Origin of the sequence: Rheinheimera soli (genome assembly GCF_031457405.1) — a bacterium.
Lineage (GTDB): Bacteria > Pseudomonadota > Gammaproteobacteria > Enterobacterales > Alteromonadaceae > Pararheinheimera > Pararheinheimera soli_A.
On sequence record NZ_JAVDWR010000002.1, the window covers coordinates 258,346 to 273,893 of the forward strand.

The window sequence follows — 15,548 nt, forward strand, 5'->3', positions numbered from 1 at the left end:
CCGGGTATGAAATAACTACTCTTCATCCGCACTGGATGAATCAAAACCCGGACTTTGTAAACTGCACTCTACTAAATACGGACAGTCGAGTACAAAGGCAATCTTTTTCAGATGTAATTGCTCCTGTTGCAGATCAGCGACCAATAAAGCTTGTTGCTCCAGCCATTCTTTAGGTAATTGCAGCGTTAATTGCTGATTTTTCCCTTGAGCTCTAAGTTCAGGCAAGAAGTCGTTACGGCGTTTTTGATTCAGTAACACAGCCAGACGCAACAACACCAGTAAAGACACCACTGTACTTGAGCTGTACAGATAAAACTGCGACAGATCTTCAGTTTTAATTTTGCGACGATGCGAGCGCACCAGCGTGGCTATTAACTGCTGTTGTTCCTGGTTAAACCCCGGTAAGTTGGCATTTTTTAAAATGTAAGACGAGTGCCGCTGTACGCTGGACGAATTGATATGCAGGCCTATTTCGTAAACTGTGGCTGCCCAGCTTAATAAGTCAGCCAGTTCATCGGTCAACTGCCAACTATGGCGCAGCTGAGCAAACAATTCCAAAGCTGTGTTTCGAACTCTGTCAGCCTGACTGGTATCAATGCTGTATCTTTTAATCAGACTCTGAATAGTGTGTTCACGAATGTCATGGTGATGCAGCCTGTCACTCATTTCATACAACACCCCTTCACGAAGCGCTGCGTCGACATAATACATCTGAGAAATGCCAAGCATATTAAAAGCGGCAATTAAAATAGCTAAACCAGAGCAAATCAGTAACTTACGATCATCTGCTAAACCAGGTAAATCCAGCTGCAAACTGTTTTCCTGAGCGATCAGCAAGTCTTTTAATTGCAGCAGGTGTTCGAGCTCAATGCAGGCCGGATGCCAGCCTAAACCAATAATAATATCGCGAATGGTTTTGATAGTACCTGAAGTGCCGACCGCTTGTTGCCAGCCGGTTTCGCGGTAAGCTGAGACTATAGGCTCCAGTTCCTGTTCGGCTTGTAAAATAGATCGTTCGAACTTTTTTGCACTGATGCGACCATTGGGGAAATGAAACTGGGCATAACTGACACAACCCATATTGCGACTGGCCAGCCTGATCGGTAAAAAGCCTTCGCCTATGGCAAATTCGGTACTGCCACCCCCAATGTCCATCACCAGTCGACGCCCCTGATAATGCTCAAAATGCGCCACACCCTGATAAATAAAACGGGCTTCTTCCTGACCTGAAATCACTTCGATAGGAAAAGGGAAAACCTCCTGAGCCCGGCGTAAAAACATAGCGCTGTTTTTTGCACGCCTTAAGGTGTAAGTCGCGATAACCCGCACCGATTCAATGGGTACAGGCTTTAAGGTATCGGCAAACTGACTCAGTACAGCCAAACCACGCAACATGGCTTCTTCGGTTAACAATAACTCTTCTGTTAAACCTTCAGCCAGCTGCACTTTTTGCTTTTCGCGGTGCAACAGCTGCAAAGCGCCATCGACCACACGAGCTATGACCATATGAAAGCTGTTAGAGCCTAAATCAACGGCCGCCATATAAGCGGCTTTTTGTGCATCTGTCGTGTCTGTGCTGGTCCAGTGGGTCATAAGCTGGCCTGAGTGGATTGCTGCAACTGAGCAAAATAATCGTAGATTTCCTGTTGGGAGCGAATGCTACGCTTATTGCCTCTTTTTACATAGTGGTTGCTTTGCTCTTTATCGATAATGCGCGCTTTGACATTGTCATGCCACTGAATATCCAGGGTCGTCATAATTTGCTGTTTAATGGCTGCATCATAAATAGGCACACCCACTTCGACGCGTTGATCCAGATTACGGGTCATCCAGTCAGCCGACGAGATATACAGATCAGTATCGCCGCCATTGTTAAACACATAAATCCGGGCATGTTCAAGGAATCTGTCCAGTACACTAATGACATGAATATTGTCACTCATGCCTTTAACACCAGGAATAAGCGAGCACATACCCCGTACTATAATGCGGATTTTCACTCCGGCCATACTGGCTTTATAGAGTAAATCAACAATTTGATTGTCAACCAGGTTGTTGATTTTTAATGTGATTTCAGCTTTTCTGCCTGATGTGGCAAAACTGGTTTCCCGTTCTATTAAGGCACAAAGTTTAGGCCGGCTCCAGGTTGGTGATACCATCAAGTGGTTAAACTGAAATGCTTTGTAGCTGTACTGAATAAATTCAAATACCTGATCCACTTCATCACAAATTTCACTATGGCAGGTGAACAAGCTCATGTCGGTATAAATACGGGCGGTTTTTTCGTTAAAGTTACCAGTGCCTATATGGGCAAACTTCACGGTTTTGCCTTTTTCCTGTCTGGTGATTAAACACAGCTTAGAGTGGATTTTTAAGGTTTGCAGGCCAAAGATCACTTCAATGCCTGCCTCCGTCATGCGGCGTGCCCAGTTGATATTATTTTCTTCATCAAAACGGGCTTTTAATTCCACCACTACAGTCACTTTTTTGCCATTACGCACCGCATCAAGCAGTGAGTTAATGACTCGTGAATTTTTAGCGACACGATACATCGTCATTTTGATGCTGCTGACTTTTGGATCAAAAGAAGCCTGACGTACCCATTCAGTGAAATAACTGAAGCTGTGATAAGGGTAATACAGCAAAATATCCGAAGTTCGAATGGCTTCAAAACTTGTGGTATGGCGTTCAAACTCCGGGCTTTTCAGCACTGGCATAGGCGGGAATTCTAAAGACGGGTGGCCTATGTTTGGAAAACCAATAAAGTCTTTAAAATTACGGTACTTACCACCAGGTATTAAAGAGTCATAGGAGCTGTAGCCCAGCAATTTTTTCAGCATTTTTAGCATATGTTCAGGCATATGTGCATCATAAACCATACGCACTGGCTCTGATTTCAGCCGCTGTTTAATGCCCTTGGACATTTTGTCTATTAACGACTGGTCCAGTGTATCGCTGATATTGTATTCAGCGTCGCGGGTCAGTTTCAGTGAAAATGCCTGAATTTCACAAAAATCAAAAAATCCATCAAATAAGTCTTTCAGGCAGTACATGATGATGTCGTCAAGCAAAATGATCTGGCGACGGTAGCGGCCTTTCTTTTTGCTTTTATTTAAATGCAGCGGCAACTCAACAAAACGTGACATCACGTCGGTAGGTACCTGCACTATGGCGTACTCAGCTTTATTGGAGCCAGTCATTTCCACCATCAGGTAAGTGGCATTGTCTTGTAAATGTTTAGCCAGTTTGACTTCTTCAGCGGATAAAATAATAGGAGAAATATGACGCTGTACTTCACTGCGGTAGAAACTACGAACCCACTGAGCCTGGGCGTCGGTCAGCTTGTAGTTGTCAATCAGCTCAATGTTGTATTTGCGCAGTGCTTGCAGTAAGTCGTCATAAATTTTATTAAAACGTTCGCCCAGCTTCATCACTATATGTTGAATATCATGCAGCAACTGTTCGGCATCTTCCTGCTCATTGGCGTGGTATTTTTTCAGTAAAATACGGCGCTTAACATCAGCCACCCGAACCCGGAAAAACTCATCCATGTTGTTGGAATAGATACCTAAAAAACGCAACCGTTCAATCAGTGGGTTGCGTTCATCTGCAGCTTCCTGCAGCACACGGCCATTAAAGGCCAGCCAGCTTAATTCGCGGGGAAAATAATTCGTATCGCTCACAGTATGTTTTAACTCTGCAAAGACCATAACGCGCTCCTGATCGGGTTCGGGAGCTACTCTATGGCAGTTTTATGACAGACTGATGAAAGGATCAAGGGTCTGATCCTTTAATACAGGGATATTTTTTTCAGCAGGGTTAGTGTTCAATATCAACCACTACGTCCGAAGCTATAGCTTCCAGCGCTTTGACCACTTCATCTTTATTCAGATCGGCAGGCAGCTCTACTGTGGCTATAGCGTGAAACAACGGCACACCCCAGTTGGGTGCACTTTGTTTAGAACTTTCAAAATGAATAATGTTGGCGCCTTTGTGTTTCATCACGCTGGATAGCTCTCGCACTATGCCTGGTCTGTCGTTGCCTGTAATCACAAATTGCAGCTGTTTATCCGGATGAATTGCACAGTCTAAACCTTGCTGAATTTTTATATCCAGGTCTGACATGCGTTCAAGCTCTGTTGTTAACGCAAATACATGATCTTCAGACACTTCCAGTTGCAATATACCAGCGAAGTAGCCCCCTAAATGACTTAAATTACTGGCCATCCAGTTGCCTTGATGACTGGTGATCACTGTAGCCAGTTGTTCGACTAAACCTGCTTTATCCCGACCTATAACGGTTAAAATTAACTGCTTCATACAACCTTACTCCCGGAAACATCTGAAAACTGATAAAAATGCAAAACACCTTTGAAAAAACAGTGAGTTAGCCAGATTTGGCTTACCCCATTGTAGACGTCCGGCCAGTTTTTGACAGTCAAGTCGTCGCAAATCTCCCTGTTGAGTAAAAAAAAATTGTTGTAGCTCAAAAGATGTTCTTTTGTTTCGTCATATTAGTGTCATATTTCTTTCTTATGATAGGACCCAGAAAACAACCTGAACCACGAACAGGCCTTTGTCTGTTGTGAGGAGAGCAACGTGAAAGTAGCAAAATTATTAACTTCAATCAGTCTTATTGCAGCCACTTTAGGCCTGACAGCCCAGGCTGCCATTATCGAAGCAGACCCGAATTTGCCTGCTTACGTAAAATCTACTGGTGTTTCAGGCAACATTTCCAGCATAGGTTCTGATACGTTAAACAACCTGATGACGAAATGGGCTGAAGAATTCCGTAAACAATATCCAAACGTGAATATCCAAATCCAGGGCGCAGGTTCTTCTACTGCTCCTACAGCTTTAACTGAAGGCACCTCTAACTTTGGCCCTATGAGCCGTGCTATGAAGCCATCAGAAGTGCAGGAATTTGAAGCCAAATACGGCTACAAACCAATGGCTATTCCAGTGGCTATCGACTTATTGGCTGTGTATGTGAACAAAGACAACCCTTTAAAAGGTCTGACTATTGCTCAGGTAGATGCCATTTTCTCTGCAACCCGTAAATGTGGTTATAAAGAAGATGTGACACGCTGGGGCCAGTTAGGTATGGAAGGCGCATGGGCCAACCGTGATTTCACAATGTACAGCCGCAATGCAGTATCAGGAACTTACGGTTACTTTAAAGATGTGGCCTTATGTGGCGGCGACTTTAAATCCAGCATCAACGAACAACCAGGTTCTGCTTCTGTAGTGCAGGGGATCAGCGAGTCTATCAACGGTATTGGTTACTCAGGTATTGGCTATATCACCTCAAGCGTAAAAGCTTTACCTTTGGCGAAAAAAGAAGGCGAGCCGTTTTATGCGCCAAATGCGGATCACGCTTTAGACGGTAAATACCCTTTATCACGTTTCCTGTATGTCTATGTGAACAAGCACCCAAACAAAGAAATGTTACCTTTAGAGCGTGAGTTCGTGCGTTTTGTGATGTCAAAAAATGGTCAGGACGTAGTAGCACACGACGGTTATGTTCCGGTACCAGCTTCAGTAGCAGCTAAAGCTCTGGCTGACCTGGGTATAAAATAAGTTCTATTAATTAAAACAAGGCACCTTCAGGGTGCCTTGTTTTTTCTATTGAAAACAATAGTGTGATCTTTCCCGCTTAGCTCTGTTTGTGTCATTTATATGACAAAAAACCACTCTGTAATATTTCCGTCATAAAACTCTACTATAGTTGCCTGCATCTAAAAGTAACTGGTGGTATAGCAACTATGCACTCAACCCATCCAAGTCAGCAGTCAGCCGGTGATTCGCCGCGTTCTTTACTGCCAACTGGTGAACGTCGTGCCCGTTTACGGCGCTGGCGCTCTGTTAAAGATAAAATCTCCAAATATGGCATCAGCTTTGCCGGCATCAGTGTGGTGCTGGCTTTTGCCACTATATTTGTTTATCTGTTTTCTGAAGTGGGGCCTTTGTTTTCCTCAGCCTCAGTGGATCAGAAAGCCAGCTATCAAAGTCCATCTGCAGAACCTCTGTATAGCAATATAGAGCGTTATGGTGAGATAGGCTTAACTGTGACAGCAGATGCAAAGCTGCAGTTTTTTAACGCGGACACAGGTGAGCTGAAGCAACAAGTGCAATTGGCTTTACCCGCTGATGTCACTGTAACTACCTTTGCTAAAGCTGACCCTCGTACCGGCACTATCATTTTGGGCTTATCCAACGGTCAGGCACTGATTGCCAAACATGAATATCTGTTGAGTTATCCAAATGATAAACGTCAAATCAATCCGAAGGTCAGTTACCCCTTAGGTGAAGCACCTGTGCAGGTCGATGCTCAAGGTCAGGCTTTAGTGGCTATTGCCATACAGGAAAAAGACGAAAACCGGATGTTGAGCGCTTATACGGCTGACGGTCGTTTAGTGTTGTCAAATATGGTGGCAGAAACTGTATTTCTGACCGGTGAAACTACAGTGGTTCGCACCGATTACACCTTGCCTGATGCACCAGCTTCAGCCAACAGAATCTTGATCGACAATACCTTTCAGAATCTGTTTGTTGCGGATAAGACAGGCCAAATTCATTATTATGCCATCAACAATCCGGAGCAGGCGCGTTTAGTACAAAGCGTCAATGCGGTGAAGTCAGGTGAACAGATCACCGCCATTGAGTTTCTGGTCGGTACTGTGTCTTTGATTGTGGGGTCATCCAAAGGTGAATTAACCCAGTGGTTTTTAGTGCGGGACCAGCACAATAACTTCGACTTAAAACAAATTCGTGATTTTAAGCGACACCCTGGTGCTATTACTCAGATTGAAGCTGAATATTCCCGTAAAGGTTTTATGGCCATAGATGACAAAGGTCATCTGGGCATTCATTACGGCACTTCAGCCCGCACTTTGTTTTTAGATGCTTTTGATGATGAGCTGATGGCAAAACAAATTGCTATTTCTCCTATCAATACCAATTTCCTGTTGCTGGACAACAAAGGTCTGATGCATAAGTTTGATTTGGATAATGCTCATCCGGACGTGTCTTACAGAGCGCTGTGGAATGAAGTCTGGTACGAAGGCCGTGATGAAGCCAAATACATTTGGCAAGCTTCTGCCGGTTCAGATGAATTTGAAGCCAAAATGAGCATGGTGCCTTTAGCTTTAGGTACTTTAAAAGCCGCATTTTTTGCCATGTTGTTTGCTACCCCTCTGGCCATCATGAGCGCTATTTATGTCGCTTACTTTATGACGCCTGTACTGCGTGGCAAAGTGAAACCTACCATCGAAATTATGGCGGCCTTACCAACAGTGATCCTCGGCTTTTTAGCTGGTTTATGGTTGGCACCTTTTGTGGAAGAGTATTTAAGCGCTGTGTTCGCTATCCTGTTTCTGATGCCTTTTATGATGCTTGCAGCTGCTTATTTGTGGCGTTATATGCCTGAATCTATTCGCAATCGTTTTGGTTTGGGCTGGGAAGCTGCGTTTTTAGTTCCTGTAATTATCTTATTTGGTTATCTGGCTGTCAGTGCAAGTCCTGTCATCGACAACGCCTTTTTTGATGGCAGCTTACGCCAGTGGTTTACCGACAATGGCATTAACTATGACCAGCGTAATGCGCTGATTGTTGGTATAGCTATGGGCTTTGCTGTAATCCCAAATATCTTCTCTATTGCTGAAGATGCCATTTTTAACGTACCTCGCCATTTAACTCAGGGTTCTTTAGCTTTGGGGGCGACACCATGGCAAACCATGGTGGGTGTGGTATTACCCACAGCCAGTCCTGGTGTTTTTGCTGCAGTGATGGTGGGTTTTGGCCGTGCTGTGGGTGAAACCATGATAGTGCTGATGGCCACGGGCAACAGCCCGGTAGTGAACTTTAATATCTTCGAAGGTATGCGTACTTTATCCGCCAATATAGCGGTGGAGTTACCTGAGACAGCCGTTGGCAGCACTCACTTCCGTGTGTTGTTCCTTGCTGCTTTGGTGTTGTTTGTCTTTACCTTTGTATTTAATACCCTCGCCGAAGTCATACGGCAGCGTTTGCGTCAACGCTTCAGCAATCTGTAATTAAGGGGCACTTTGATGAAATCTTTATTTGGCGTAAGAGCCTGGTTCAGATCAGGGACTCCCTGGATTTGGTTAAACGCTGGTGCCATTGCTTTATGTCTGGTGATGGTGATAGGTGTGTTGGGTCTGATTGTCGTGCGTGGTGGCAGTCACTTCTGGCCAGCGGATATACAGCAGACTGAATGGTCGCCTGAGTCTGGTCAGAAAAAAGTCATTATGGGTGAGCTGGTTCGTGCTGAAACAGTGTCTGCTGTGATGCTGCGTGAATCTGGTGCTACTGTGCCGGCAGAACTGGAAGCTGTCACCCGTTATCTGGTCAAAGTAGGTAACCGCGATCTGTATGGCCGGGATTTCTCCTGGTATATGGATTATGAAATCACCGGCTGGACAGCACCTCAAGGCGCTATTGCGCTGGAGCGTCGTGAGCGTGGTAATTTTTATGGTTTTCCACTGAAGCTGAATGAAGGCGATACCCTGATTGCTGAAGGCGACGCTATGTGGCCTGAGTTGTTAAAACGGGTAAAACGCGCTAACGGTATTTTTCAGCAGATGAAAGATATCGAAAAAAATGACATCAGCCGCATCAATAACCAGATTGAGAAGTTACGTTTAACCGAACGTCGTCTGGTTCTGGATAAGGTGTCTGACGCTAAAATGGCAGAATTCAAAGCTCAGGCCGAAGCAGAAAACAAAATTCTGAACGATGAATACGCCGTGATCCAACAAAAACTGGATCAACTGCGTGCGGAGTCTAATCGTGACAACTTAGTGGCGCGTTCTGCAGAAGGTAGGGAAGTAACCATTTCACTGGCGAATATCGTCAATGCTTTTGCACCAAACGATATGTCTGTCTGGCAAAAAACCAGACATTACTTTAGTGGCATTGGCACTTTTCTGACGGAAGAGCCACGGGAAGCCAATACCGAAGGCGGTATATTCCCTGCTATTTTTGGTACTGTCACTATGGTCATACTGATGGCTATTATCGTCACGCCTTTTGGTGTGCTGGCGGCCATTTATCTGCGTGAATACGCAAAACAAGGGCCACTGCTGAAGATCATCCGGATTTCGGTCTATAACCTGGCTGGTGTCCCTTCTATTGTGTACGGTGTTTTTGGTTTAGGTTTCTTTGTGTACATTATGGGCGGCAGCATCGATCAGCTGTTTTACCCTGAAGCTTTACCAAGCCCGACTTTTGGTACTCCGGGTTTATTCTGGGCGTCTTTGACCCTGGCATTGTTAACTCTGCCTGTCGTCATTGTATCGACAGAAGAGGGCTTATCCCGTATTCCAAGTACTATTCGTATGGGTAGTTTGGCCTTAGGTGCGACCAAATCTGAAACTTTATGGAAAGTGGTAGTGCCGCTGGCCACTCCGGCTATGATGACGGGTTTAATCTTAGCAGTGGCCCGTGCTGCCGGTGAAGTTGCACCTCTGATGCTGGTAGGTGTAGTGAAACTGGCGCCTACTTTACCTATAGATGGCAATTTCCCATTTATTCATTTAGACCAGAAGATCATGCACTTAGGTTTCCACGTCTTTGATGTGGGTTTCCAGAGTCCAAACGTTGAAGCTTCGCGTCCGTTGCTCTATGCCACAGCACTGGTGCTGGTGTTATTGATTGTGGTGCTGAATATGGCGGCTATATATATGCGTAACAGATTACGTGAGAAATACCGCAGCGATACAGATTAGATAGCAGCAGGCCTGCGTGGCAGGCCTTTAGTCACAGAATTTCATAGAATGGTAACGAAGATGAATCAAGATAAATTAACTGCTCCACCGGTAGAAAATGAATTGAAACTGTCGGAAGAAAAAATCAAACTTCAGGTCAATGATCTGAAACTCTATTACGCAGATTCGCTGGCATTAAAAAGCGTCAATATGACGATCCCGGAAAAACGCGTCACGGCTTTTATCGGCCCTTCAGGTTGTGGTAAATCCACCTTGCTGCGCTGTTTTAACCGGATGAACGACTTAGTGGATATCTGCCGCATTGAAGGGCAGATTTTAATGGATGGTCAGAATATCTATGACCCGAAAATTGACGTGGCTGAGTTACGCCGTCAGGTCGGCATGGTATTCCAGAAACCTAACCCATTCCCAAAAAGCATTTATGAAAACGTGGCTTATGGCCTGCGTCTGCAAGGCGTCAAAGATAAACGTATCCTGGATGAGGTGGTCGAAACTTCATTAAAAGGCGCAGCTTTGTGGAACGAAGTGAAAGACCGTTTGCATGACAATGCCTTTGGTTTATCTGGTGGTCAGCAACAACGTTTAGTCATAGCACGAGCTATTGCGATTGAACCTGAAGTGCTATTACTCGATGAGCCGGCTTCAGCTTTGGATCCAATTTCCACGCTGAAAATTGAAGAACTGATTTATGAGCTCAAAGATAAATACACTATCGTGATTGTTACCCACAATATGCAGCAGGCAGCCCGTGTATCCGACTATACTGCATTTATGTATATGGGTGATTTAATTGAGTTTGATGCCACCAATAAGATGTTCACCAATCCATCGCAGCAACAAACTGAAGATTACATCACAGGCCGTTTTGGTTAACGGATTAGCCCCCACGAGGAGAGAGCGATGGACAAAATGAATTTAACGAAGCACATTTCCAGTCAGTTTAATGAAGAAATTGAGCAAGTCCGTAACCATGTGATGGCAATGGGTGGCTTAATTGAGCAACAACTGGCTGATGCGCTGAATGCTATTGCCAGCAGTGATGCTGATTTAGCCCGTCAGGTGATCGCCAATGATGTGAAAGTAAACGACTGGGAAATTAAAATTGACCACGAATGCACTCGTATCATTGCCAAACGCCAGCCTGCAGCCAGCGATTTACGCCTGATTATGGCTATTATCAAAACCATTTCTGACTTAGAACGTATTGGTGATGAAGCCGAACGTATCGCTAAAGTTGCATTGGAGTCCTTTAACAGTGCTCAGCAGGATTTACTGGTGAATCTGGATAATATGGGCCGCCATGTCGCTCAGATGTTGCACGATGTATTGGACGCTTTTGCCCGTATGGACGTGGAAGCCGCTTTAGCAGTGCACCGCGAAGACAAAAAAGTAGACCGTGAATACGAAGCCATCACCCGTCAATTAATGACCTACATGATGGAAGATCCACGTTCTATTCCTAAGATCATGAATGTATTGTGGTCTGCCCGTTCTATGGAACGTATTGGCGACCGTTGTAAAAACGTGGCTGAATACATAGTCTTCCTGGTCAAAGGCAAAGACGTGCGCCACAGTGATGATGAAAAATTAGAGCAAGACGCCCGCAGTTAAAAATTTTCAGCATTTAGTTGTCATAAAAGCCTGATAAAACCTATGTTTTATCAGGCTTTTTATACTCTGGCCTTTTAAGTCGTTTTTATTACACTTTGATTGCAGTACAATGCGCGCCGACTTTCGTCAACTCAACAACAAGAGGCACACTCATTATGCCAAATCACTTTTTGGCGGTTTTCGCAAAATCCCCTATCAAGCCATTGGAAGAACATATCAAAAAGGTATTTGATGCCAGCTTGTTGCTGCTGCCATTTTTTGATGCAGTGTTTTTGAAGGATTGGGATAAAGCGGCTGAAGTTCGCAAATCTATTGTGACGTTGGAAAAGGATGCCGACAATTTAAAACGTGATATCCGTGTGCATTTGCCACGTGGGCTGTTTTTACCTGTTGAAAGAACGGACTTATTGGAGCTGGTTTCGCAGCAGGATAAAATTGCCAACAAAGCCAAAGACATCACAGGCCGTGTTTTAGGTCGTGAGCTGGAAATTCCTGCTCCTATTCAGGCGGAATTTAAAGCTTATCTGCAGCGCTGTATCGATGCTGTCGAACTTGCATGTGAAGCAATCAATGAACTGGATGAGCTGTTGGAAACTGGTTTTCGTGGCCGCGAAGTCGACTTAGTGATCAAAATGGTCGAACGTATCGATGAAATCGAGCATGATACCGACCAGTTGCAGATCAGTTTGCGTAAATTTGTGCGTAAATCTGAAGCCGAAATGAATCCGGTTGATGTGATGTTTCTGTACCGCACTCTGGAGTGGGTTGGCGATTTGGCTGACTCTGCTTTGAAAGTAGGTTCACGTCTTGAAATCATGTTGGCTCGTTAATTCTTAAGGTAATTCAAACATGGATATTTTAACTACGTACGGCTATACGCTGATTATCGTAGCCGCTGTATTTGGCTTTATTATGGCTTATGGTGTAGGTGCCAACGACGTGGCAAACGCCATGGGGACCTCAGTAGGATCCAAAGCTTTAACTGTGAAACAAGCGATTTTTATTGCTGCTATTTTTGAGTTTGCCGGCGCCTATTTAGCGGGTGGTTCTGTAACTTCTACCATTCGCAGTGGCATTGTTGATCCTGTTCACTTTGCGTCAGCGCCAGAGTTAATGGTATTTGGCATGATAGCAGCCTTGTTGGCTGCAGGCACCTGGTTGCTGGTGGCCTCTTATTATGGCTGGCCTGTGTCCACGACCCACTCTATTGTTGGTGCCATTATTGGTTTTGCCGCTGTAGGCGTGGGTGTAGATGCAGTGGAGTGGGGCAAAGTAGGCGGTATAGTGGGCAGTTGGGTGGTTACCCCTGTACTGGCAGGTATTCTGGCCTACTTAATTTTTATGAGTGCCCAGCGTTTAATTTTTGATACCGATAATCCGCTGGCTAATGCAAAAAAATATGTGCCTTTTTATATGGCTTTTGCAGCGCTGATGATGGCTTTGGTGACTGTGACTAAAGGTTTAACTCATGTTGGGTTAAATTTAACCACTGAGCAAAACATCTGGATTTGTGGTGGCATAGCTCTGGTGGTGGGGGTCATTGGTAAAGTAGCGATTAGCAGGGTGCATATAGACCCACAAGCTGATAAAGAAATGCATTTTACTAACGTGGAAAAAATCTTCGGTATTCTGATGATCACCACGGCTTGTTGTATGGCCTTTGCACACGGTTCTAACGATGTAGCTAATGCTATTGGACCTTTGGCTGCTGTTGTCAGCGTGATCCAGTCTGGTGGTGAAATTGCAGGTAAAGCCAAACTGGACTGGTGGATTTTACCTTTAGGTGCTGTAGGTATTGTGATTGGTTTAGCCACTTTAGGCGCCAAAGTCATTAAAACTGTGGGCACTGCTATTACTCATTTAACCCCAAGCCGTGGTTTTGCTGCTGAGTTGTCTGCCGCTACTACTGTGGTGATAGCTTCAGGTACTGGTTTACCTATCTCGACCACTCAAACTTTAGTGGGTGCTGTATTAGGTGTAGGTTTAGCACGTGGTATTGCTGCGCTGAATTTAGGTGTAGTGCGTAATATCTTTATTTCCTGGGTAGTGACTTTACCTGTGGGCGCCGCTTTGGCTATCGTATTTTTCTATATTATCAAAGCGATATTTAGCGTCTGATCCCTTCTGTTGTTTGATCAAAAATCCCGGCTTTTCCCGGGATTTTTTATACCCGTAAAACTCCTTTGCAGCTCACTTAAACATTGCCAGGCTATACTTCGCAGCTTCTGGGGTTCTGTCGCAAATTAACAGCTTGTCGCTTTGCTTTTGGGTTTTATTCGATTAAATTGGTTTTAATTGATTTTGATCATCGGAATAAAAGATGAAACGTGTGCCCAGTATTAAGCAATTGCAATACCTTCTGGCTTTGCATGAACACCAGCATTTTGGTCGTGCTGCTGAAGCTTGTTATATAGGTCAGTCCACCTTAAGTGCGGCCATCGCCAACTTAGAAGAAACCATGAACGCGCAGTTGCTGGAGCGTGATCATAAAACCTTTATTTTCACCCCTTTGGGTGAAGATGTGGTGCGCCAGGCCCGTTATATAGTGGAACAGTGTGAAGAGCTGACCGAATTTGCCAAATGTCAGGGTAAGCCGATGGCGGGTCCTTTGCGTTTAGGTTGTATCCCTACCATTGCGCCTTTTGTATTGAGTGAAGTGATGGCGCTATCGCGTGAACGTTTTCCTGAACTGCAGTTATTACTGCGGGAAGACACCACTGAAAACTCGTTACAGTCGTTGATTGAAGGGCGGTTAGACTTAGTGTTACTGGCTCTGCCTTATGACACTGGCACTTTGCATACCGAAGTGCTGGCACAAGACCCTTTTAAGCTGGTATTGCATAAAGACTGGCTGGACCGTGGTTTTCAGCAAGACATCAGCCAGTGGCCGGATGAAAGTATTTTTCTGTTGGAGCGTGAGCATTGTATGACAGGCCATGCAGTAAAAGCCTGCGAGCTGGATGACAATCGCAAAGTAAATCCTTTTTTTGCCACTAGCCTGCATACCTTAAGTCAGATGGTCAATAACAAACTGGGTGTGACTTTTATGCCGCAGATGGCGATTAACAGCGGTTTGTTGCGTGGCACTGAGTTAGTGGCTCAGAAACCAGGCTCTGGCCAAGCCTACCGTGATATTGGTGTCGCCTGGCGTCCTACGTCCAGCAAGTTACGCAGTTACCGTCAGATGGCGCAGTTAATCTCTGAAGTACTGCAACAAAAATGCGGTGACTAAAGACAGGTTTTCTCTAAGTTCAGGGCAATTGAGGCAAGGTCAGTTGGGGATAGGTTTGATAAAACTGTTTCAGCTGACCTGTTTTGTACAGCGAAAGAAAACGCTTATCCCACAAGGCTTTAAATAAACGGCCTGATTCAGTGTCAGCAAAGGCCAGATAAATGGGATCACGCAACAGTTCCTGATAACGCAAAGGTTGCAGCTGCACAGCACTTTCACCTCTTAAGTACTGATGCAATTCACTTTTTTCCGCCAGATAAATATCAACCCGGCGATTTTTAACCAGCTCCAGGCCTTGCTTGATATCCAGTACCTCATAGCCTTTTTCCGGCAGGCCTAATACCAGATGTAAGTCGTATGCTAAATCCCAGGCCAGTTTATGCTGTTTCAGCAGCTCCAGTTGCGGCAGCGCCGTATGTGTTGGATCGTAAATGGCAACTATTAAATCAAAATCAAAGGGGTGGGCAGACAGCAGTAATCCTTGATGCTCATTGCCGGCTTCATAGGCGGACAAGCCTGGTACCACATGATGTTTACCTTGCTGCACCAGATGGATGGCGCGACCAAAGTTACTGAAATGCCACACCAGTTCTGTCTGATCTTTTGGGTAAATCAGCTGAAACAAATCTGCATAAGCACCAGTACCATCAGCATTCGTAAAACCAGGCCAGACAGGGGTGCTGATCTGAAGCTGTGACTGTGCTTTTTGCTCCGCCACGGCGGATTGCACTATGAAAAAGCAAAACAAAAGTACAGTAAGGCGATACATCATGCGGTTTTGTCCTTGAGCTTTTCCAAAGCTTAGCTGAAATTTTGCTCATTGCTGTTGTGGCGAAAAATAGCTTGTATTGAAAAAAACATCTTTGTAGACTGCCGCCGCGCTGCAAAGTGCATTTCGTATCGGTGTAGATGCCGGTTTTTAAAGTTTGTCGGTAAAGCGGACTAGCGGATTATAT

12 protein-coding genes are annotated in these 15,548 nt (G+C 44.9%); 8 read left to right on the forward strand and 4 right to left on the reverse strand.

Translation table 11 applies throughout. The features are described 5' to 3' along the window. Positions 1–15: 15 nt before the first annotated feature. The 3 genes from J2W69_RS05830 to J2W69_RS05840 all read right to left on the reverse strand — a co-directional run bounded on the left by J2W69_RS05830 (position 16) and on the right by J2W69_RS05840 (position 4,320). Entirely contained in the window at positions 16–1,593 is a 1,578-nt protein-coding gene (locus tag J2W69_RS05830) for a Ppx/GppA phosphatase family protein (protein ID WP_310275533.1), read from the reverse strand. Then, entirely contained in the window at positions 1,590–3,710 is a 2,121-nt protein-coding gene (gene ppk1, locus J2W69_RS05835) for a polyphosphate kinase 1 (protein WP_310275535.1), read from the reverse strand. The genes J2W69_RS05830 and ppk1 overlap by 4 nt, the downstream gene beginning before the upstream one ends. Positions 3,711–3,819: 109 nt before the next feature. Next, positions 3,820–4,320 (reverse strand): glycine cleavage system transcriptional repressor, encoded by a 501-nt coding sequence (locus J2W69_RS05840; protein ID WP_310275538.1) that lies wholly within the window; start codon positions 4,318–4,320, stop codon positions 3,820–3,822. 279 nt (positions 4,321–4,599) lie between these two features. Between J2W69_RS05840 and J2W69_RS05845 the strand changes: the two genes are divergently transcribed. The 8 genes from J2W69_RS05845 to J2W69_RS05880 all read left to right on the forward strand — a co-directional run bounded on the left by J2W69_RS05845 (position 4,600) and on the right by J2W69_RS05880 (position 14,592). Beyond that, positions 4,600–5,580: a PstS family phosphate ABC transporter substrate-binding protein gene (locus tag J2W69_RS05845; protein ID WP_405047871.1), complete on the forward strand. Its 981-nt coding sequence runs from the start codon at positions 4,600–4,602 to the stop codon at positions 5,578–5,580. 185 nt (positions 5,581–5,765) lie between these two features. Continuing rightward, positions 5,766–8,054: an ABC transporter permease subunit gene (locus tag J2W69_RS05850; protein ID WP_310275541.1), complete on the forward strand. Its 2,289-nt coding sequence runs from the start codon at positions 5,766–5,768 to the stop codon at positions 8,052–8,054. Between the two features lie 15 nt (positions 8,055–8,069). After that, positions 8,070–9,749, forward strand: a complete 1,680-nt coding sequence (pstA, locus tag J2W69_RS05855; protein ID WP_310275543.1) for a phosphate ABC transporter permease PstA — start codon at positions 8,070–8,072, stop codon at positions 9,747–9,749. A 60-nt stretch (positions 9,750–9,809) separates the two neighbouring features. Then, positions 9,810–10,622 carry a phosphate ABC transporter ATP-binding protein PstB gene (gene pstB / locus J2W69_RS05860; RefSeq protein WP_405047872.1) on the forward strand — a complete coding sequence of 271 codons (813 nt, stop codon included), beginning with the start codon at positions 9,810–9,812 and terminating at the stop codon, positions 10,620–10,622. 27 nt (positions 10,623–10,649) lie between these two features. Continuing rightward, the gene (gene phoU, locus J2W69_RS05865) at positions 10,650–11,360 is read left to right on the forward strand and encodes a phosphate signaling complex protein PhoU (RefSeq protein WP_310275547.1); all 711 of its coding nucleotides are present in this window, start codon (positions 10,650–10,652) and stop codon (positions 11,358–11,360) included. Between the two features lie 155 nt (positions 11,361–11,515). Further along, positions 11,516–12,190 carry a TIGR00153 family protein gene (locus tag J2W69_RS05870; protein WP_310275549.1) on the forward strand — a complete coding sequence of 225 codons (675 nt, stop codon included), beginning with the start codon at positions 11,516–11,518 and terminating at the stop codon, positions 12,188–12,190. A 19-nt stretch (positions 12,191–12,209) separates the two neighbouring features. Beyond that, positions 12,210–13,478 carry an inorganic phosphate transporter gene (locus J2W69_RS05875; RefSeq protein WP_310275551.1) on the forward strand — a complete coding sequence of 423 codons (1,269 nt, stop codon included), beginning with the start codon at positions 12,210–12,212 and terminating at the stop codon, positions 13,476–13,478. A gap of 202 nt (positions 13,479–13,680) precedes the next feature. Then, positions 13,681–14,592, forward strand: coding sequence for a hydrogen peroxide-inducible genes activator (locus J2W69_RS05880; protein WP_310275553.1), 912 nt, complete (start codon positions 13,681–13,683; stop codon positions 14,590–14,592). A gap of 19 nt (positions 14,593–14,611) precedes the next feature. On the opposite strand, the gene J2W69_RS05885 is transcribed toward J2W69_RS05880, so the two are convergent. Beyond that, positions 14,612–15,364 (reverse strand): hypothetical protein, encoded by a 753-nt coding sequence (locus J2W69_RS05885; RefSeq protein WP_310275555.1) that lies wholly within the window; start codon positions 15,362–15,364, stop codon positions 14,612–14,614. Positions 15,365–15,548: the final 184 nt, after the last annotated feature.